Here is a 19,407-nt window from a genome sequence, read left to right as displayed (position 1 = left end):
GTCCAGGTCATGAGCAGCTCGGCAAGCAGGTCGGCAAGCGGGGTCGTCAACGGCGGCATCTCCTTCTGGTACGCGGACGACGGCCTCCCGGCGGTACGGGAGCCGCTCGCCGGTGACACCTCGGCGGACGTGGTGATCGTGGGCGGCGGGTACACCGGCCTGTGGACCGCGTACTACCTGAAGAAGGCCGCCCCCTTCCTCCGGATCACCCTCCTGGAGCAGAAGTTCTGCGGCTACGGCGCCTCCGGCCGCAACGGCGGCTGGCTCTACAACGGCATCGCCGGCCGCGACCGGTACGCCGCGCTGCACGGCCGCGAGGCCGCCGTACGCCTGCAGAAGGCCATGAACGACACCGTCGACGAGGTCGTCGCGGTCACCGCGGCCGAGGGCATCGACGCCGACCTGCACAAGGGCGGGGTGCTGGAGGTCGCCACCACCCCGGCCCAGCTGGCCCGGCTGAAGGCGTTCCACGCGCACGAGCTGTCGTACGGCGAGCAGGACCGCGAGCTGTACGGCGCCGGGGAGACCCGGGAGCGGATCCGCGTCGCCGACGCGGTGGGCGGCACCTGGACCCCGCACGGCGCCCGGCTGCACCCGGTGAAGCTGGTGAAGGGCCTGGTGGCGGCCGTGGAGGCGCTCGGTGTGGACATCCACGAGTCCACCCCGGTGACCGAGATCCGGCCCCAGCACGCCGTCACGCCGTACGGCACGGTCCGCGCCCCGTACATCCTGCGCTGCACGGAGGGCTTCACCGCGAACCTGAAGGGCCAGAAGCGCACCTGGCTCCCGATGAACTCCTCGATGATCGCCACCGAGCCGCTGACGGCGGAGCAGTGGGCGTCGGTGGGCTGGGACGGCCGGGAGACCCTCGGGGACATGGCGCACGCGTACATGTACGCGCAGCGCACGGCCGACGGGCGGATCGCGCTCGGCGGGCGCGGGGTGCCGTACCGGTTCGGGTCGCGCACCGACAACGACGGCCGCACGCAGGACGCGACGGTCGAGGCGCTGCGCGAGATCCTCGTCCGGTTCTTCCCGTCCCTGGCGGGTGTCGCGGTCGAACACGCCTGGTCCGGGGTGCTCGGGGTGCCGCGGGACTGGTGCGCGACCGTCACCCTGGACCGGTCGACGGGGCTCGGCTGGGCGGGCGGCTACGTCGGCTCCGGGGTCGCCACCACCAACCTCGCGGCCCGGACCCTGCGGGACCTCGTGCGGCTCGACTCCGGTCAGGCCGGCCGCACCGACCTCACCGAGCTGCCCTGGGTGAACCACAAGGTCCGCAGGTGGGAGCCGGAGCCGTTCCGCTGGCTCGGCGTCCAGGGCATGTACGCCACCTACCGCGCCGCCGACCAGCGCGAACGGCTCCGCCCGAGCACGGAGTCGTCGCGCCTGGCGCGGGTCGCGGACCGGGTCGCCGGGCGGCACTGAGGTCACGCCCCGCACGGGCGCCCCCGGAAACCCGTTGAGGCTGTGTCCCACCTGTGTGCGACCATCGCCCCAACGTCCGTATTCCAGGGGGGAATTGATGACGCTTCCCGTGCCCGGCACCGGTCCCGGTCCCGGTACGACGGCGAGACCCGGGCGGCTCACCGCCGTGACGGTCCTGGTCGTATCGCTGCTCACCTCGCTGCTCACCCTCACCGGCGCCGGGCCCGCCCGCGCCGACGACCCGGTGTGCGCGCCGCTCGCCCTCGCACCCTTCGGCGACCCCGGGGACGCGCAGGCCGAGGTGTCGGTGCCGGCGGACGGCAGTACCTGCTACACCCTCACCGCCGAGGCGCCCGGCCTGCACCTGGTCTCCCTCGGCACCGGCAGCAGCAACCTGTACCCGCAGCTGTACACCGCCGACGGCACCCAACTCGACTGCTACGACAACGAGTACGGCGTCAAGGGCTGGTGCGACCTGCCCGCGGCCGGCGCCTACACCCTCAAGGTCGTCAACACCGGCTGGGACCTCGCCGCCTCGACGCTCACCGTCGTCCCGCTCGGCTCGGCCACCCCGGGCTGCTTCGATCCGGCCGGCACCGGCTGGGACCAGCCGCCCGCCACCCGCACCAGCGTGAGCCCGGCCGAGGTCGACTGCCAGCCCTTCACCGGGCAGCCCGGCGAGCGCATCCGCCTCACCGCCGCCACCTCGGTCTACGGCAGCGCCACCGCATGGCTCACCGACGCGACCGGAGCCCGTATCTGCCCGCACTTCCCGGAGGACGGCGAGGACAGCTGCGTGCTGACCGGCAGCGGCCCCTACCGGGTGATCTCCCAGGTCGGCTACTCGGAGAACGGCTTCCCGGCCGGGTACACGGTCGCCGCCCGCCGCCTGAACGACCCGCAGGGCTGCACCACCGCCCCGGTCCGCCCCTACGGCGCCCTGGACCCGCAGGATCTCACCGTCGGCGGCTGCCACACCTTCACCACCGGCAAGGCCGGCCTCTACACCGTCCACTACGTCGACGAGGACCGCGGCACCGGCCCGGTCCAGGTCTACGACGCGGACGGCAGAACCGTGTGCCGCTCCGGCACCGACCCGTGCCGGGTGCCCGCGGCCGGCACCTACACCGCGATCCCCGAGGGCCCCGCCCGCCAGGGCGTGATCGTCCTCGACCGCGCCTCCGACGCCGGCTGCGTGACCACCGGCTACGGCCTGCACCAGGGCGAGCTGAGCACTCCCGGCCAGTACGACTGCCTGACCCTGCCCGCGCCGCAGAACGCCCGGATCGCCGCGCTCAGGCCGCTGGCCTCCGCCGGCGTCCACCCCGACGTGGAGGTCGTCGACGCCGACGGCACCGCCCAGTGCGACGCACAGGCCCTCGCGGACGGCGACTGCGCGCTCACCGGCACCGCGCCCTACCGCGTACTGCTGCACAGCGAGTACCAGGCCGAGGGCGCGACCGGCACCTACGCCCTCGCCCTGCACCGCACCGACGCCCCCGAGGGCTGCCCGGTGCTGCCCGCGGGCAGCTTCGCGGCCGACGGCGCGAAGGCCACGTTCGCCACCGGCGGCGGTGTCTTCTCGCAGTGCCTGAGCATCCCGGCGGACGCCCACACCGGCGCCGAGCTGCTCCAGCTGACCGCCACGTCCGGGGACGTACCCGCGAAGTTCTCGGTGCTGGACGCCACCGGCAAGAAGGTCTGTGAGCGCTACGCCTCCACAGACGGCTGGACCGTCTGCGCGCTCACCCCGGGCAAGGCCCACACCGTCCTGGTCACCGGTCAGGACAATGCGGCCGCGTACACGCTGACCCGCCGGGACGTCACCGCCTCCGCGACCTCGGCGGGCTGCGCGAGGACCGCGGCGGCCAAGGTCGGCGGCGCCTCCGTGCAGCGCGGTTACGGCGCCGCCGGCACCGTCGACTGCGTCCAGGTCACCACCCCCGCCGCCACCGACGTCGTCCACGTCAACGCGCGGGACGCGCTCGGCACGGCGAACATCGCGGTGTTCGGTGGCGACGGCAGGAGCGAGTGCTCCTTCCGCAACAGCGCCTGCGCGGTCACCGGGTCCACCACCCACCAGGTCCTGGTGCAGACCCCGGCCGCGCTGAAGGCCGCGCCCCAGTACCACCTGGACGCCCTGCGCATCGCGACCGCCGACGGCCCCGCGCCCGAGTGCACCAGGGTCCCGTCGGTGTCGTACGGCTACGGCCCGGTCACCGGCACCCTCGACGAGGCGCACAGCGCCGTCTGCGCGGTCCTGCCGACCGCCGGTCTCGACCGCTTCTCGGCCGACATCGAGGACACCACCGGCGCGACCGCGACGGCCGTACCGGCGCTGTACAACCCGGCGTCCTGGCGCAACGGCTGCGTCCACTACCTCGGTACGGACGGTGACGGCTACGACTGCGCCGCGCTCGGCTCGTCCGCGGCGGCCACCCCGACCGTGTTCCTGCTCGGCCTGCCCGAGACCGCGTCCCGCACCGCCTACAGCGCCCGGCTGGCCTGTTCCTCCACGCTCTGCGGCACCGACAAGGTGAGCGTCACGGGGATCAGCCCGGCCACCGGGGTGAGCGGTACGAAGGTGAAGGTGACGGTCACCGGCACCGCGCTCGGCCCGGCCACGCAGGTACGGCTGAGCCTGTCCGGCCGGACGATCTCCGCGAAGGCCGACTCGGTCGCCGCGGACAACCGCTCGGTGACGGCCACCCTGGACCTGACCGGAGCGGCCGTCGGCGCCTGGAACGTCAGCGTGCTGTCGTTCTGCTGCGAGTACCCGAGCGGCACCTTCACGGTGACCCAGCCCCAGTTGGCGAGCACGGCCGCCCCGAAGATCACCGGCACGGCCAAGGTCGGCGCCAAGGTCACGGCCACGACCGGGAGTTGGTCGGCGGCCCCGACCTCCTACACCTACCAGTGGAAGGCCGACGGCAAGGCCGTCTCCGGGGCGACCGCCGCGTCGTACACCGTCCCGGCGGCCCTGCTCGGCAAGAAGCTCACGGTGACCGTGACGGCCGTGAAGAGCGGCTGGACCGGCGGGTCGGCGACCTCGGCCGCCGCGACGGTCGCCAAGGGCGACGCCCCGAAGGCCACCAAGGCCCCGGCCGTCACCGGCACGGCGAAGGTCGGCAGGAAGCTGACGGCGGCCCACGGCACCTGGAGTCCGGCGGCCACCTCCTACGCGTACCAGTGGTACGCGAACGGCAAGGCCATCAGCGGGGCCACCAAGTCCACGCTGACCCTGAAGACGGCCCAGAAGGCCAAGAAGATCACCGTGAAGGTCACGGCCCACCGCACCGGCCACAAGGACGGCACCGCGACCAGCGGGCCGACGAAGACGGTCACCGGCTGAACACCGGCCCACCGGGGGAACGAACGGAGCCCCCTGTCGGATTCGAACCGACGACCTTCGCTTTACAAGAGCGGCGCTCTGACCAGCTGAGCTAAGGAGGCGTGCGCCCACTCCGGGTGGGCGCCTCGTGCAGTGTACCCACGTCGCGGGCGGGCCCTGTCGAAAATTTCCGCGAAGTTCACAGGGCTCCAGGTACTGACATACAGGGTGAACGCCAGGTACCGTCCTGATCCAGTTCACTCGCGTGGACCACCCGAGTGGACTACACCAACCGCCTTCCTACAACGGATCGTCCGGCACGTTCCTGCCGGTAGAAGGGGGCCTCTGAGCCATGGCCACTGTCACGTTCGACAAGGCGACCCGGATCTACCCGGGCTCCACCAAGCCCGCCGTCGACGGCCTCGACATCGCGATCGAGGACGGCGAGTTCCTCGTCCTCGTCGGCCCGTCGGGTTGCGGCAAGTCCACCTCGCTCCGGATGCTCGCGGGCCTGGAGGACGTCAACGGCGGCGCCATCCGCATCGGTGACCGCGACGTCACGCACCTGCCGCCCAAGGACCGGGACATCGCCATGGTGTTCCAGAACTACGCGCTCTACCCGCACATGAGTGTCGCCGACAACATGGGCTTCGCGCTCAAGATCGCCGGCAAGCCGAAGGCGGAGATCCGGCAGAAGGTCGAGGAGGCCGCGAAGATCCTCGACCTCACCGAGTACCTGGACCGCAAGCCGAAGGCGCTCTCCGGCGGTCAGCGCCAGCGTGTCGCGATGGGCCGCGCCATCGTCCGTGAGCCGCAGGTCTTCCTCATGGACGAGCCGCTGTCCAACCTGGACGCCAAGCTCCGCGTCTCGACCCGTACGCAGATCGCGTCGCTCCAGCGCCGCCTCGGCATCACCACCGTCTACGTCACCCACGACCAGGTCGAGGCCATGACGATGGGCGACCGCGTCGCGGTCCTCAAGGACGGTCTGCTCCAGCAGGTCGACTCGCCGCGCAACATGTACGACCGCCCGGCCAACCTCTTCGTCGCCGGCTTCATCGGCTCCCCCGCCATGAACCTGGTCGAGGTCCCGATCACCGACGGCGGCGTGAAGTTCGGCAACAGCGTGGTGCCGGTCAACCGCGACGCGCTCAAGGCCGCCTCCGACAAGGGCGACCGCACGGTCACCGTCGGCGTCCGTCCCGAGCACTTCGACGTCGTCGAGCACAACGGCGAGGCCGCCTCCGCCCTGTCCAAGGACACCGAGGACGCCCCGGCCGGTCTCGCGGTCTCCGTGAACGTCGTCGAGGAGCTCGGCGCCGACGGCTACGTCTACGGCAGCGCCAAGGTCGGCGACGACCTCAAGGACCTGGTCGTCCGCGTCAGCGGCCGCGCGGTCCCGGAGAAGGGCGCCACGCTGCACGTCGTGCCGCGGCCGGGCGAGACCCACGTGTTCTCGACCTCCACGGGCGAGCGTCTCACCGACTGAGCGATCCGACGGGTCGATCCGACGGGTCGATCAAGCAGAGAAACCTCTGACCAGGGTGAATCCACCCAGGTTGACGACAAGGGCCCCGCGACCTGCTGCGGGGCCCTTTTCGTTGCCCCGATTTACCCCGACAAGCGGGTGGTTTTCGAGCAGTGTGCGTCAACCCCGTACCCGAAACACGGCACTTCTCCATCCCCCGAACCGGTGACTAAATGTCGCCAAATCATTACCGCACGCTACCCTCACACGCGTGAAGCACTCCACCACCCCTCAGACGCGACGCGGCCACCGGGGCGGCCCTGCCCGCCGGATCGGCCGCACTCTCGCCCTTGTCCTGCCCGTCGTCCTGGTGCTCTCCGGGACCCTCGCGGTCACCCGCGTCAACTGGACCGGGTCCCCGCGGAGCTCGGTGCTCACCGCGACCGACGTGACCGACGCGCACGTCTCCTCCAAGGCGGTCTCCCAGGCCCCGCAGGACGTGCTGCGGGAGCAGCTGATGACCGAGCTCCAGGACAGGAACCCGGGCCAGGTCCTCACCCACCTCCAGCAGGCGGTCAACGGCCACCCGGCGCTGGCGAAGCACTGCACGTCCATCGCCCGTGCGCTGGGCCGGGCCGCGGTGCGGATGTACGGCGCCTCGCGCGCGCAGTCGTACGCCCGCCCGGTCTGCGACACGTCCTTCGCGTCGGGTGTGCTGGCCGCGCACAGCTGACCGCGGCTCGGTAGGTAGCAGGTAACGGCTCCTTAAGGGGTTCATCCGCCGGGAAACCGGCGCCGGGGCGCGTCGTACAGTTCGGGCATGACCCATCCGAACGCCGCGTTGCGCCCCACTCAAGCCGTGGTCCTGGCCGGTGGCCAGGGCTCACGGCTTCGTCCGTACACCGACGACCGGCCCAAGCCGATGGTCGAGATCCCGGGTACGGGCACGCCGATCATCGGCCACCAGCTGACCTGGCTCGCCGAGGAGGGCGTCACGGACGTGGTGGTCTCCTGCGGCCATCTCGCCGAGGTCCTGCAGAAGTGGCTGGCGACGGCCGACCTGCCGCTCTCCGTCACCACGGTGGTGGAGAGCGAGCCGCTGGGCCGGGGCGGCGGCCTCAGGTACGCGGCCGCGCACCTTCCCCACTCCGACCGGCCCTGGTACGCCACGAACGGCGACATCTGGACGCGGTTCTCGCTGCGCGACATGGCCGACTTCCACACGGAGCGGGACGCGGTGGCGACGCTGGCGCTGGCCCGGCCGCGGATTCCGTGGGGCGCCGTGCAGACCGACGGCTTCGGCCACATCACGGACTTCATCGAGGCGCCGCCGTCGACGTTCGAGATCAACGCCGGCGTCTACGTCTTCTCTCCCGAGTTCGCCGCGATGCTGCCGGAGCGGGGCGACCACGAGCGCACCACGTTCCCGCACCTGGCGCGGAGCCGGCAGCTGGCCGGGTTCCCGATCCCGCAGGGGGCGTACTGGCGGGCGATCGACACGGCGAAGGACCTGACGGAGGCGGCGAAGGAACTGGCCTCGCTGGGGCGGTAGGCCGAGGGGGGTTGTTGCGGCCGCTTCGTCGACCGCGGGCCGACGAGCGCCGTTCGCACAGTTCCCCGCGCCCCCTCGGGGGGGGCGAGCCGTCATTTTTGGCTGCCGGTCCGTCGTGGTTGATCGCGCAGTTCCCCGCGCCCCTCTGAGGAGGGCGAAGCGCCGTCGTCCGCTGCCGGTCCGTCGTGGCTCGGCGCGCAGTTCCCCGCGCCCCTTAAACGGGGCGCTGCGGCAGCGCCCCGTTTAAGGGGCGCGGGGAACTGCGCGAGCAGCCACGATGGTGGCGCGGTCGGCGGACGGCACAGCGGGCCCCTTCGGTACGCCGCAGCCCCGCGCCTGTGATGCGCGGGGCTGTGGTGGCTGTCAGCCGAGGAGGCCGCCCACCAGGCCGGGCTGGCCCGAGGAGGAGGCGCCGCCGGAGGTACCCGTGCCGGTGCCGCCGGTGGTCGTGGACGTGCCGCCCGTCGCGGTGCCGCCCGAGGTCGGGCCCGCCGTGGTGGGGGCCGGGGCGGTGTGCTGGGGCGGAGCCTGGCCCGTGGTGCCCTGGGTCTGGCTGGGGGTCGTCGTGGTGGCGCCGCTCGTGGTGCGGTCCGCACCCGGTGTGGTCGCCGCCTGCGAGGGGCTCGCGGTGGCACCCCCGGAGGGAGCCGTGGAGGCCGACGGAGTCTTCCGGTGGGGCTTGGCCGACTCGCCGGGCAGCGGAGAACCGGGGAGGTTGTTGCGGGGCGCCTCACCGGGGCCGGGGACGACCACGCGGCTGGAGTCGCGGACCGCGCCGCCCAGGAGGGAGCCGATGAGCAGGGTCAGACCGATGGTGACGGCCGTGATCAGGGCACCGCGGCGCAGCACGTAGGCGCGCAGGTCCCAGATGTCGGAGTGCGGGCCGAGGCGTCGCCAGGCGCTGCCCGCCAGCCTGCCGTCGATGGAGTAGACGGGGGCGCCCGCGATGATCAGCGGCGACCAGGCGGCGAGGTAGATGATGTCGGGGGCGTCGTACGCGGGGACGGTCTTCCAGCTGACGGTGACGATGAGCGCGGCGGAGAGCAGCGCGCCGACGACCGCGGCCACCCGCTGCCAGCAGCCGAGGACGGTCAGGACGCCGACGATCACCTGGAAGAAGGCGATGACGAGGCCGGAGCCGACCGGGTGCTGGAGGGCGAACTGGCGCAGCGGCTCGGCGACCTCCCAGGGGTGCAGCGTGTTGAGCCAGGTGACCATGGAGCCGCGCTTGCCGCCGTCGAAGTAGACGGGGTCGCAGAGCTTGCCCATGCCGGCGTAGACGGAGATGAAGCCGAGGAAGATGCGGAGCGGGAGGAGGACCACGCCCAGGTTCATCCGGCGGCCGGGGTAGTAGGCGTGCCGGGCCGGGTCCCCGTCGCCGGCCCGCCGGGCCGACCGCGGTTCGTCGAAGTCCTCGAACTCGTCGTCGCCGTAAGGCGGTTCGCCGTAGGCCGAGTCTCCGTAGGCCGAGTCTCCGTAGCCCGGGACGCCGTAGGCCGGGTCCTCGTAGGCGCTGCCCACCGGCGGCATGTTCGGGAGCAGCCGGTTCTCGCCGGAGGCCGGGGAGCGCGGGTGGCCGACCGTCGGCGTCTCGACGGTCTGTTCGAGAACGTCGTAGCGGTCGTCGACGCGCGGGATGACCCGGGTCGCGCCCGCCGGTTCGGCCGGCTCCTCGGCGTGCCGGACGCTGCCGCCCCGTACTGCCTGGAGCAGCCGGTGGGCCCCGGTGTCGTCGGGCGCGGACTTGCCGCTCCAGACGACCGGGCGGCGCCGGCCGGGCGCCGCCCCCGCTCTGCCCGCCGTGCCGACGACCGGGATGCGCGCGGTGTCCTCGGTGGCGCTCAGGTGCCGTGCGACCCGGGGTGATTGGGTACGCCGTGTCGATACGCCCAGCTGCACGCGGAAACTCACGTGGTTGACGATGACCTGCGCCGGATCGCTCGGCACCTTCACCATGCTCAGCGCGGGAGCGTCGTCGAGCCCGGAATCGAATCCGGAGCGGAATCCCGGCGAGCGGTCCCCCGTGGGTGTGCGGGGTGTTCTGGTGTCCACACTCATCTAACCGAGTGACGTGGAGTTAGGACACTGCTTTGACCGGCCGGATGTGTCCGGACCCCGTCAAGGATGTCCCGGACGCCGGAATTAACCCGTGCAGGTGAGGTTACGGACGTTTGTTCACCCGCGTCGGCGCGCCGCCTCGTACAGCACGATGCCGGCCGCCACACCCGCGTTGAGCGACTCGGCACCGCCCGGCATCGGGATCCGGACCCGGAAGTCGCAGGTTTCGCCGACCAGGCGGGACAGGCCCTTGCCCTCGCTGCCGACGACGATGACGACCGGGCCGCCGAGGGCCTCCAGGTCGCCGATCTCGTGCTCGCCGTCCGCGGCGAGGCCGACGATCACGATGCCGGCCTTCTTGTACGCCTCCAGGGCCCGGGTGAGGTTCGTGGCGCGGGCGACGGGCGTGCGGGCCGCCGTACCGGCCGACGTCTTCCAGGCACCGGCGGTCATACCGGCGGCGCGGCGCTCCGGGACGACCACGCCGTGGCCGCCGAAGGCGGAGACGGAGCGGACGACGGCGCCGAGGTTGCGCGGGTCGGTGACGCCGTCGAGGGCGACGATGAAGGGGTCCTCGCCCTCGTCGTACGCGGCGTTCGCCAGGTCCTCGGGGTGCGCGTACTCGTACGGCGGGACCTGGAGGACCAGGCCCTGGTGGTTGAGGCCGTTGGTCATGCGGTCCAGCTCGGGGCGCGGCGCCTCCATGAGGTTGATGCCGCCGCGCTCGGCCGCGAGCTGCAGGGCCTCGCGGACGCGCTCGTCGTTGTCGATGAACTGCTGGACGTAGAGCGTCGAGGCGGGGACGCCCTCGCGCAGCGCCTCGACGACCGGGTTGCGGCCGACGACCATCTCGGACGTGCCCTTGCCGCCCCGGCCGCGCGCCACCGGACGGCGCTGGACCTGCTTGGACTTGGCGTTCGCGATGCGGTTCTTCTTGTGGCCCTTGCGCATCTCGGCGGGCGGGGTCGGACCCTTGCCCTCCAGGCCCCGGCGCCGCTGGCCGCCACTGCCGATCTGCGCGCCCTTCTTGCCGGACATGCGGCGGTTGTTGGCTGCCATGGGTTACCCGTCTCCGTGAGCTGTCTTCGTAAGTCTTCGTACGTACGTCTTATGCAGTGTGCCGCCCGGGGGGCCGGGCGGCACAGTCGATCTTCAGATCCAGGGGCTAGGACTTGAGGGTCCAGCGCGGGCCCGAGGGGCTGTCCTCGATCGCGAGGCCGGACTGGTTGAGCTGGTCGCGGATGGCGTCGGCGGTCGCCCAGTCCTTGCGGCCGCGGGCGGACTCGCGCTGGTCGAGGACGAGGCGCACCAGGGCGTCGACGACCCCGTGCAGGTCCTCGCCCTTCTCGCCGTCGCCCGACCAGTGCGCGGCCAGCGGGTCGAGGCCGAGGACGCCGAGCATGGCGCGGACCTCGGCGAGGCGGGCGACGGCGGCTTCCTTGTCGTCGGCGGCCAGCGCGCTGTTGCCCTGCCGGACGGTGGTGTGCACGACGGCGAGGGCCTGCGGGACGCCCAGGTCGTCGTCCATCGCCTCGGCGAAGGCCGGCGGGACCTCGGCCGAGGGCTCGACGGCTCCCCCGGCCAGCTCCACCACGCGCTGCACGAAGCCCTCGATGCGCTCGAAGGCCGACTGGGCCTCGCGCAGCGAGTCCTCGCTGTACTCGATCATCGAGCGGTAGTGCGGGGTGCCGAGGTAGTAGCGCAGCACGATCGGGCGCCAGTTCTTGACCATCTCCGAGACGAGCACCGAGTTCCCGAGGGACTTCGACATCTTCTCGCCGCTCATGGTGACCCAGGCGTTGTGCACCCAGTACTGGGCGAAGTCGTCGCCGTACGCCTTGGCCTGGGCGATCTCGTTCTCGTGGTGCGGGAAGATCAGGTCGAGGCCGCCGCCGTGGATGTCGAAGGCCGCGCCGAGGTATTTGTGGGCCATCGCCGAGCACTCCAGGTGCCAGCCGGGCCGGCCGCGGCCCCACGGCGTCTCCCAGCTGGGCTCGCCCGGCTTCACGGTCTTCCACAGCGCGAAGTCGCGCTGGTCCCGCTTGCCGGTCTCGCCCTCGCCCTCGGGCTGACGGAGGTTGTCCAGCTCCTGGTTGGAGAGCTGGAGGTAGTCCGGGTAGGAGCGCACGTCGAAGTAGACGTTGCCGTCGGCCTCGTAGGCGTGACCGCGCTCGATCAGCCCGCGCATCATCTCGATCATCTCCGGTACGTGCCCGGTCGCGCGGGGCTCGTACGTCGGCGGGAGGCAGCCGAGCGCGGTGTAGCCGTCGTTGAACGCGCGCTCGTTCTCGTAGCCGATCGCCCACCAGGGGCGGCCCTGGTCGGCGGACTTGGCGATGATCTTGTCGTCGATGTCCGTGACGTTCCGGATGAACGTCACGGCATAGCCGCGGTATTCGAACCAGCGGCGCATGATGTCGAAGTTCAGGCCGGACCGGATGTGCCCGATGTGGGGCGCCGCCTGCACGGTGGCACCACAGAGGTAGATCGAGACACAGCCCGCGGTGAGCGGGGCGAAGTCACGGATCTGCCGGGCGTTGGTGTCGTACAGGCGAATAGTCACGGCACCTAGGGTAGTGGGCGGAGGGTGGTGCGTGGCACCGGCGTGCGAAGCACCGTTGCCGGGTGCGGGTGCGCTGTGGCTTGTCGCGCCCCGCGGCGGAGCCGCTGACGGATACAGCCCCGCACCCCTTGCGGAGCGCGTCCGCTCACCCCTGTTGAACGACCAATGCCGTCGCAATGGCCATCAGGCCTTCACCCCTGCCCGGAAAACCCAGACCGTCCGTCGTGGCTCCCGAAACGGAGACCGGAGCACCTGCCGCAGCCGAAAGGATCTTCTCCGCCTCGTCGCGGCGCTTTCCGATCTTCGGGCGCGGGCCCACGACCTGTACGGCGACGTTCCCGATGGTGAAACCGGCGTCGCGGACGATGCGGGCGGCCTCGGTCAGGAGGGTCACGCCCGACGCGCCGGACCACTGCGGGCGCCCGGTGCCGAAGTGCTGCCCCAGGTCACCGAGGCCCGCCGCGGAGAACAGCGCGTTGCACGCCGCGTGCGCGACGACGTCCGCGTCCGAGTGACCGGCCAGGCCCGGCCCCTCGCCCTCCCACTTCAGGCCGGCGCACCACAGGTCGCGGCCCTCCTCGAAGGCGTGGATGTCGGTGCCGATGCCCACCCGGGGGAGGATCACCTCAGAAGCCATCGTTGAGCCTCCTGCGGGCCAGGACCGCCTCGGCGAGGACCAGGTCGAGGGGGCGGGTGACCTTGAAGGCCTCCTCGTGACCGGGGACGACCACCACCCGGTCGCCGAGCTGCTCGACCATGCTGGCGTCGTCGGTGACGTTCTCGGTGACCGTCTCGTGGGCGCGGACCAGGGTCCTGCGGTCGAAGCCCTGCGGGGTCTGGACGGCACGCAGGCGGGCCCGCTCGGGGGTGGCGAGCACCGGCTCGGGGTCGCCGGGGGCGGCGGCCGGCTCGACCTCCTTGACCGTGTCGGCGAGCGGGAGGGCGGGGACGACCGCGGGGGCGCCGTCGCGGACCGCCTGGACCACGGCGTCGACCGTGTCGACGGGAACGAGGGGGCGGGCGGCGTCGTGGACCAGGACGATGTCGTAGTCCGGGGGCAGCGCGTCCAGGCCGAGCCTGACCGACTCCTGGCGGGACTCGCCGCCGGGGACGACGACGAAGTCGGTGCGGTCGGGCAGCGCGTGCGCGTCGAGCAGGGACTTGACCTCGGGCGCGCCGTCGGGCGGGGCCACGACGACGACCAGGGAGACGGCCCGGGAGGCGGCGAGGGCCCGTACCGCGTGGATGAGCATGGGCGTGCCGTTCAGCGCGCGTAGCGCCTTGGGGGCGCCCGGGCCGAGCCGTACGCCTCGGCCGGCGGCGGGAATCACGGCTGCCGTGCGCCGTGCGGTACCCGGTTCCGTACGCGAAGGACGCGAATCGTCAGACATCGGTTCCTGTCAGGTTTGTGTGCGGGCCTGGCGTGGGTATGGCCTGGGAAGTGCCGGGCGCGACGCCTTGACCGGACCCTTCCGTGACACTGGTCGAGCCAGCAGCCCGGGCCCGGCACGCTTAGTATCCGGGGTTTCCCGGCCTGGTACCGGCGTATCGGGGTTCCCCGAAGGCCGCTTCCCCGAAGGCCTGGGCAGAAGGCGCCTGGCCGGCTGGCGGGCGCCTGGGCAGCAGGCGTGGGCATAGGCGTGGGCATAAGGCCACGCAGACATGCCGCAGCGCCCGGCGACAGGGAAAATGTCATCGGGCACCGCGGCATTTCGGGTGTGCGGAGCTTCAGCGTGCCGAGCCGGACAGCGTCTGCGTCAGGACGCGAGGACCTCGTCGAGCAGGGCCTCGGCCTTGTCCTCGTTGGTGTTCTCCGCGAGGGCGAGCTCGCTCACCAGGATCTGGCGGGCCTTGGCGAGCATGCGCTTCTCACCGGCGGAGAGTCCACGCTCGCGCTCACGACGCCACAGGTCACGCACGACTTCCGCGACCTTGATGACATCGCCGGAGGCGAGCTTCTCCAGGTTTGCCTTGTAACGACGGGACCAGTTCGTGGGCTCCTCGGCGTACGGCGCGCGCAGCACCTCGAAGACCCGGTCCAGCCCGTCCTGACCGACCACATCACGCACGCCGACGAACTCCGCATTGTCCGCTGGCACACGTACCGTCAGGTCACCCTGGGCGACCTTCAGCACCAAGTAGGTCTTGTCCACGCCTTTGATCTGGCGAGTTTCGATGGCCTCGATCAGCGCGGCCCCGTGATGGGGATAGACCACGGTGTCGCCAACCTTGAACGTCATGTGACAGGTACCCCTTCCGTGGCTATCCAGGGTAACACGGAAACCGGCGGTTCTGAATGGCGTTTTCGCAGGTCAGGGCATATCTCGGGGCTTGACAACAGCAACAGGAACGTGCTTCGCGGGCCGTCCGGAAGCAGGTATTCGCAGGTGGGAGCGGCTCTCCGGGCGAGGTGAAACGCGCACGTTACACACATCCGGACGCCCGCCCGAGCGGCTGAACGTCCCCATATGTCCACTTCCAAGCGTACGACTTCCGCTACTCCGTTCGGTTGCCGGAGCCGGATCCCGGACGTTTCCGGAATTGATCACAGGGCCCGGCCGAACGCCCGACTGAACGGTACGTGAAGCCGTACCCGAAGCAGTACGTGATCAATTTCCCCGGCGGCCGTGCATTCCTTCACGGAAATTTTGCGCGCGGTGTTGCGGACGGGTTATGTGAATGCCGGACGAGCGTCGCTCCAAAGTGGCCGAAGGGGCACTTGTGGATGCCCCCGCGTACCCCCTGCCCGGGGGAAGCGCGGGGCTTGGGGAGGGTCGGGTGCGGCAGCGCGGGAACGGCTCGGTAACCTAAGGCCGCTGACAGACACTTAGGGCGGCTTTATAAGCGGGGCCGCCCGTGCGTTCAAGGAGTTGCCGCCGCCGTGAGCAGCAGCCTTCGACGCGGCGCCCTCGCCGCCTCCACCATCGCCTTCTCCGTCGCCGCGCTCTCCGCCTGCGGCGCGGGCAACAACTCCCAGACGCTGGAGATCAAGCCGGACAACGCGGCCACGAGTGTCGGCGACATCAAGGTCCAGAACGCGACCGTGATCACCCAGCCCGACCTCACGTCGACGGGTCCGGCCGTGGTCTCCGCGACCATCTTCAACACCGGCACCGAGCCGGAGACGCTGCAGTCGATCACCGTCGCCGGCACCGGCAAGACCGCCGAGCTGCACGCCACCAAGACGCAGCCGCTGACCATCCCCGGTGGCGGCCGGCTGATCCTGGGCGGCAAGGACAACGCGTCCGCGGTGCTGGGCAGCAGCCGTGAGGCGGTCCAGGACGGCAACGCCCAGAAGATCACCTTCACCTTCAGCACGACCGGTGACGTGAGCCTGCGCGCGTTCGTCGTGCCGGCCGAGAGCTTCTTCACCGGCTGGGGCCCGAGCGCGGTGCCGTCGCCCTCGGCCTCGCCGTCCACCTCGACCACTCCGGTCGCGGGCTCCACGGCGAGCGAGAGCGCCAAGCCGGGCAAGAAGGACAAGGAGTCCGCGAGCGCCACCCCGAGCGACTCGGCCTCGGAGTCAACGAACGCGGGCTGAGCGGCGCCGAAACCGGCAGAAGGGCGGCACCCCGAGGGGGTGCCGCCCTTCTCCGCTGAGAAAACCGCGCCCCATAGGGGCGCGGGGAACTGCGCGGCCCGCCCCCACCGACCCGCGGATCCGCCGCTACGGACGGCCGGGACGGGCAGCGAGCGACGGGCCCGGCGCAAGGCCGGCCTTTACGGCTCGAACTTGTAGCCGAGACCACGCACCGTCACCAGGTACCGCGGCGCGCCCGGGTCCGGCTCGATCTTCGCGCGCAGGCGCTTGACGTGGACGTCGAGGGTCTTGGTGTCGCCGACGTAGTCGGCGCCCCAGACCCGGTCGATGAGCTGCATGCGGGTGAGGACACGGCCCGCGTTGCGCAGCAGCATCTCCAGCAGGTCGAACTCCTTGAGCGGGAGGTCGACCTTGGAGCCGGAGACCGTCACCACGTGGCGGTCGACGTCCATGCGGACCGGACCGGCCTCCAGGGCGGCCGGGGTGACCTCCTCCGGCTCGCCGCGACGGCGCAGGACGGCCCGGATACGGGCCACCAGCTCGCGGGAGGAGAAGGGCTTGGTGACGTAGTCATCGGCTCCTATTTCGAGCCCGACGACCTTGTCGATCTCGCTGTCCTTGGCCGTCACCATGATGACGGGGACGTTGGAGCGGCCGCGCAGCTGGCGGCAGACCTCGGTGCCCGGCAGGCCGGGCAGCATCAGGTCGAGGAGGACGAGGTCGGCGCCGTTGCGCTCGAACTCGTCGAGTCCGTCGGGGCCCGTGGCCGCCACAGCGACCTCGAAGCCCTCCTTGCGGAGCATGTACGACAGGGCGTCGGAGAAGGACTCCTCGTCCTCGACGACAAGCACTCGGGTCACGGAAGGACCTCCGGGGCGGGAAGCGGTTCGTACGGGGATGACTCGGCGGTACCGGCCTCGTCGTCGAGGTCGGGGTCGGGGTGCTGCGACGCGCGGTCGCGTACCGCGCCCGCCTCCGGCAGCCTGAGGGTGAACGTGGAGCCCTGGTTCTCGGCGCTCCACACCGTGACCTCCCCGCCGTGCGAGGCGGCCACGTGCTTGACGATGGCGAGGCCGAGACCGGTGCCACCGGTGGCCCGCGAGCGGGCCGGGTCGACGCGGTAGAAGCGCTCGAAGATGCGCTCCTTGTCCTTGTCGGTGATGCCGATGCCCTGGTCGGTCACGGCGAGTTCGATCATGTCTCCGCCGGTCGCGCCGACCCGGCGGGCGGCTATCCCGACCCGGGTGCGGGCCGGGGAGTAGTTCACGGCGTTCTCGACCAGGTTGCCGAGGGCGGCGGCGAGCTGGCCGCGGTTGCCCCAGACATGCAGGTCGGCGGTGCCGCCGGCGGCCATGGTGATCTGCTTGGTGCCGGCCTGGTGGCGGCACCGGTCGATCGCCTCGGCGACCAGTTCGTCGACCCGGACGGGCTCGGCGTCCTCCAGCGGGTCGTCGTTCTGCACTCTCGACAGATCGATGAGCTCCTGGACCAGGTTGGTCAGGCGCGTGGCCTCGATCTGCATGCGACCGGCGAAGCGCTGCACGGCCTCCGGATCGTCCGAGGCGTCCATGACGGCCTCGGAGAGCAGGGAGAGCGCGCCGACCGGGGTCTTCAGCTCATGGCTGACGTTCGCCACGAAGTCCCGCCGTACCGCCTCGATGCGCCGGGCCTCGGTGAGGTCCTCGACGAGGAGCAGTACGAGCCGGGAGCCGAGGGGCGCCACCCGGGCGGAGACGGCCAGGGCCTCGCCCCGTCCGGTCCCCCGCCGCGGGAGGTCCAGTTCGACCTGTCGTATCTCGCCGTCCCGCCGGGTGTCACGCGCCATGCCGAGCATCGGCTCGATGGCGAGTTTGCCGCCGCGCACGAGTCCGAGGGCGTACGCCGCCGAGCTCGCCTTGACGACCGTGTCGGCCTCGTCGAGGACGACCGCGGAGGAGCGCAGCACGCTCAGTACGGTGTCCACGCCCGGCGGCAGTACGGGGTCGGTGTGCAGAGAAGTCCTGGTCGGTCGCTTCTGGTCGCGTTCGCTCCAGCGGAACGCCAGCATGGCGATGACACCGGTAAGCACCCCGGCGATCGCTGCCGCTGCGGCGACCGCCGCGTTCACGTCCATGCAAACAGGTTAAGCAGGGGGTACGACATCCCCACAGTCCGTGGGGTGTCAGCTCGAACACTCGTCGCCCAGAGTTCACCTTGGAGCCAGTATTGGTTCATTTGGGGTGGCAGAAACGGACGCGTAGGGACCGGAACGTGGGAGCGTGGGGTTCGCAGCTGGTTTCGGCCACGGCCCCCGGCCCCCGGAACCCCTGGACCACGCATACGAGAGGGAACCCTGATGCGGGACGCGTACCACGAGGAACTCGATTCGATCGGCGACAGCCTGGTCGACATGGCCCGTCTGGTCGGCTCGGCGATCGGACGCGCCACGACGGCGATCCTCGACGGCGACCTCAAGCTCGCCGAGAGCGTCATCGAGGCCGACCAGAAGGTGGACGAGCTCCACCACGACCTGGAGGCGCGCGCGATAGCCCTGCTCGCCCGCCAGCAGCCGGTGGCGACGGACCTGCGGATCGTCGTCACCTCGCTCCGCATGTCCGCCGACCTGGAGCGCTCCGGCGACCTCGCCCAGCACGTGGCGAAGCTGGCCCGGCTGCGCTTCCCCGAGCGCGCGGTCCCCCGTGACCTCGAGGCCACCATCCTGGAGATGGGCCAGCTCGCGCAGCGCCTGATGGCCAAGGCCGCCGAGGTCATCGTCACCAAGGACGTCGACCTGGCGCTCCAGCTGGAGCAGGACGACGACGAGATGGACACGCTGCACCGCGCGCTCTTCCAGCACCTGCTGGACGACCGCTGGCACCACGGCATCGAGACCGCCGTCGACGTGACCCTCCTCGGCCGCTACTACGAGCGGTACGCCGACCACGCGGTCGCCGTCGCCAAGCGCGTCGTCTTCCTGGTCACCGGCGAGCACGCGGACGAGCTGCAGCCCGACATCCAGCCGGTGACGGGCGCCGAGGGGGCGTAACCGCCCGGGCGTACGGGGCTCGCGAGGTGCGGGGCGAGCACGAGGCACCACCATGCGCCGCCGTGCGCTGTTGATGCGCCCACTGAAACGGGCATGGAATGGGCAAAGGCACCACGCCCTGCATCCAGGGCACCTAGGGACCTCTAGGAGGGATCCATGGCCGAATCCCCCAGCACCACGCCCGACCCCACGCAGCAGCACGAGACCGACCAGCCCACCGAGATCAAGAACCTGCTGGTCATCGGCGCCTGTGGCTGCGGCTCGGGCTGCGGCTGCGGCTGCCAGTCGGGCAGCCCCTGCCAGTGCGGCTGAGCGGACACGTCAGCACGCCACAGCGCACGACAGCGCACGACAGCTGTGGCGAAGGGCCCCGGACTCCGGTCCGGGGCCCTTTCGCGTACCGGGCCGCGGTGCCGGGCCGCGGTGCCGGGCCGCGGTGCC

The 19,407-nt window shown here is 71.5% G+C and carries 16 protein-coding genes and 1 tRNA gene; 8 read left to right on the top strand and 9 right to left on the bottom strand.

What is annotated here, in order from left to right; translation table 11 throughout:
* Positions 1-9 precede the first annotated feature (9 nt).
* Positions 10-1,428: an NAD(P)/FAD-dependent oxidoreductase gene (locus ACGF5O_RS20135; RefSeq protein WP_393811214.1), complete on the top strand. Its 1,419-nt coding sequence runs from the start codon at positions 10-12 to the stop codon at positions 1,426-1,428.
* A 97-nt stretch (positions 1,429-1,525) separates the two neighbouring features.
* Complete coding sequence (locus ACGF5O_RS20130; protein WP_393811213.1) at positions 1,526-4,780, top strand: Tat pathway signal protein; 3,255 nt, start codon at positions 1,526-1,528, stop codon at positions 4,778-4,780.
* 27 nt (positions 4,781-4,807) lie between these two features.
* Here ACGF5O_RS20130 and ACGF5O_RS20125 read toward each other — a convergent pair.
* Positions 4,808-4,881 (bottom strand) — tRNA-Thr (locus tag ACGF5O_RS20125).
* 230 nt (positions 4,882-5,111) lie between these two features.
* Here ACGF5O_RS20125 and ACGF5O_RS20120 point away from each other — a divergent pair.
* The 3 genes from ACGF5O_RS20120 to ACGF5O_RS20110 all read left to right on the top strand — a co-directional run bounded on the left by ACGF5O_RS20120 (position 5,112) and on the right by ACGF5O_RS20110 (position 7,779).
* Positions 5,112-6,248, top strand: a complete 1,137-nt coding sequence (locus ACGF5O_RS20120; protein ID WP_393811212.1) for an ABC transporter ATP-binding protein — start codon at positions 5,112-5,114, stop codon at positions 6,246-6,248.
* A gap of 250 nt (positions 6,249-6,498) precedes the next feature.
* Positions 6,499-6,960: a hypothetical protein gene (locus ACGF5O_RS20115; protein ID WP_393811211.1), complete on the top strand. Its 462-nt coding sequence runs from the start codon at positions 6,499-6,501 to the stop codon at positions 6,958-6,960.
* A gap of 87 nt (positions 6,961-7,047) precedes the next feature.
* A complete protein-coding gene (locus ACGF5O_RS20110; protein WP_393811210.1) occupies positions 7,048-7,779 on the top strand; it encodes an NDP-sugar synthase in 732 nt (243 codons plus the stop codon).
* A gap of 363 nt (positions 7,780-8,142) precedes the next feature.
* Here the strand turns inward: ACGF5O_RS20110 and ACGF5O_RS20105 are convergent, their stop codons facing one another.
* The 6 genes from ACGF5O_RS20105 to ACGF5O_RS20080 form a co-directional block, all read right to left on the bottom strand.
* Positions 8,143-9,837: a DoxX family protein gene (locus ACGF5O_RS20105; protein WP_393811209.1), complete on the bottom strand. Its 1,695-nt coding sequence runs from the start codon at positions 9,835-9,837 to the stop codon at positions 8,143-8,145.
* Positions 9,838-9,954: 117 nt separating this feature from the next.
* Positions 9,955-10,896 (bottom strand): 23S rRNA (guanosine(2251)-2'-O)-methyltransferase RlmB, encoded by a 942-nt coding sequence (gene rlmB, locus ACGF5O_RS20100; RefSeq protein ID WP_393811208.1) that lies wholly within the window; start codon positions 10,894-10,896, stop codon positions 9,955-9,957.
* Positions 10,897-11,002: 106 nt separating this feature from the next.
* Positions 11,003-12,400 carry a cysteine--tRNA ligase gene (gene cysS, locus ACGF5O_RS20095; protein WP_393811207.1) on the bottom strand — a complete coding sequence of 466 codons (1,398 nt, stop codon included), beginning with the start codon at positions 12,398-12,400 and terminating at the stop codon, positions 11,003-11,005.
* 145 nt (positions 12,401-12,545) lie between these two features.
* A complete protein-coding gene (ispF, locus tag ACGF5O_RS20090; protein WP_393811206.1) occupies positions 12,546-13,037 on the bottom strand; it encodes a 2-C-methyl-D-erythritol 2,4-cyclodiphosphate synthase in 492 nt (163 codons plus the stop codon).
* On the bottom strand, positions 13,027-13,791 hold the full coding sequence (gene ispD, locus ACGF5O_RS20085) for a 2-C-methyl-D-erythritol 4-phosphate cytidylyltransferase (protein ID WP_393811205.1): 765 nt from the start codon (positions 13,789-13,791) through the stop codon (positions 13,027-13,029). Before ispD ends, ispF begins: the two co-directional genes overlap by 11 nt.
* A gap of 366 nt (positions 13,792-14,157) precedes the next feature.
* Positions 14,158-14,640, bottom strand: a complete 483-nt coding sequence (locus tag ACGF5O_RS20080; RefSeq protein WP_003953493.1) for a CarD family transcriptional regulator — start codon at positions 14,638-14,640, stop codon at positions 14,158-14,160.
* Positions 14,641-15,281: 641 nt separating this feature from the next.
* Here ACGF5O_RS20080 and ACGF5O_RS20075 point away from each other — a divergent pair.
* The gene (locus tag ACGF5O_RS20075; RefSeq protein WP_393811204.1) at positions 15,282-15,941 is read left to right on the top strand and encodes a DUF461 domain-containing protein; all 660 of its coding nucleotides are present in this window, start codon (positions 15,282-15,284) and stop codon (positions 15,939-15,941) included.
* Positions 15,942-16,120: 179 nt separating this feature from the next.
* Here the strand turns inward: ACGF5O_RS20075 and ACGF5O_RS20070 are convergent, their stop codons facing one another.
* Positions 16,121-16,801 (bottom strand): response regulator transcription factor, encoded by a 681-nt coding sequence (locus ACGF5O_RS20070; protein ID WP_010358452.1) that lies wholly within the window; start codon positions 16,799-16,801, stop codon positions 16,121-16,123.
* A complete protein-coding gene (locus ACGF5O_RS20065) occupies positions 16,798-18,054 on the bottom strand; it encodes a sensor histidine kinase (RefSeq protein ID WP_393811203.1) in 1,257 nt (418 codons plus the stop codon). Before ACGF5O_RS20065 ends, ACGF5O_RS20070 begins: the two co-directional genes overlap by 4 nt.
* Before the next feature lie 222 nt (positions 18,055-18,276).
* Here ACGF5O_RS20065 and phoU point away from each other — a divergent pair, with 222 nt between their 5' ends.
* Entirely contained in the window at positions 18,277-18,966 is a 690-nt protein-coding gene (gene phoU / locus ACGF5O_RS20060; RefSeq protein ID WP_362591737.1) for a phosphate signaling complex protein PhoU, read from the top strand.
* 156 nt (positions 18,967-19,122) lie between these two features.
* Complete coding sequence (locus ACGF5O_RS20055) at positions 19,123-19,278, top strand: hypothetical protein (protein ID WP_355725783.1); 156 nt, start codon at positions 19,123-19,125, stop codon at positions 19,276-19,278.
* The last annotated feature ends 129 nt before the right edge of the window (positions 19,279-19,407 follow it).

The organism is Streptomyces sp. NPDC048291 (genome assembly GCF_043201715.1).
Classification (GTDB): Bacteria; Actinomycetota; Actinomycetes; order Streptomycetales; family Streptomycetaceae; genus Streptomyces.
The sequence above is the reverse complement of the archived record's forward strand: the minus strand, read 5'-3'. Positions and strand labels throughout refer to the sequence as shown.

Coding starts and splice junctions, on each gene's coding strand:
- ACGF5O_RS20135 (WP_393811214.1), top strand. CDS start 10: ATGAGCAGCTCGGCAAGCAGGTCGGCAAGCGGGGTCGTCAACGGCGGC.
- ACGF5O_RS20130 (WP_393811213.1), top strand. CDS start 1,526: ATGACGCTTCCCGTGCCCGGCACCGGTCCCGGTCCCGGTACGACGGCG.
- ACGF5O_RS20120 (WP_393811212.1), top strand. CDS start 5,112: ATGGCCACTGTCACGTTCGACAAGGCGACCCGGATCTACCCGGGCTCC.
- ACGF5O_RS20110 (WP_393811210.1), top strand. CDS start 7,048: ATGACCCATCCGAACGCCGCGTTGCGCCCCACTCAAGCCGTGGTCCTG.
- ACGF5O_RS20105 (WP_393811209.1), bottom strand. CDS start 9,837: ATGAGTGTGGACACCAGAACACCCCGCACACCCACGGGGGACCGCTCG.
- rlmB (WP_393811208.1), bottom strand. CDS start 10,896: ATGGCAGCCAACAACCGCCGCATGTCCGGCAAGAAGGGCGCGCAGATC.
- ispF (WP_393811206.1), bottom strand. CDS start 13,037: ATGGCTTCTGAGGTGATCCTCCCCCGGGTGGGCATCGGCACCGACATC.
- ispD (WP_393811205.1), bottom strand. CDS start 13,791: ATGTCTGACGATTCGCGTCCTTCGCGTACGGAACCGGGTACCGCACGG.
- ACGF5O_RS20080 (WP_003953493.1), bottom strand. CDS start 14,640: ATGACGTTCAAGGTTGGCGACACCGTGGTCTATCCCCATCACGGGGCC.
- ACGF5O_RS20065 (WP_393811203.1), bottom strand. CDS start 18,054: ATGGACGTGAACGCGGCGGTCGCCGCAGCGGCAGCGATCGCCGGGGTG.
- phoU (WP_362591737.1), top strand. CDS start 18,277: ATGCGGGACGCGTACCACGAGGAACTCGATTCGATCGGCGACAGCCTG.
- ACGF5O_RS20055 (WP_355725783.1), top strand. CDS start 19,123: ATGGCCGAATCCCCCAGCACCACGCCCGACCCCACGCAGCAGCACGAG.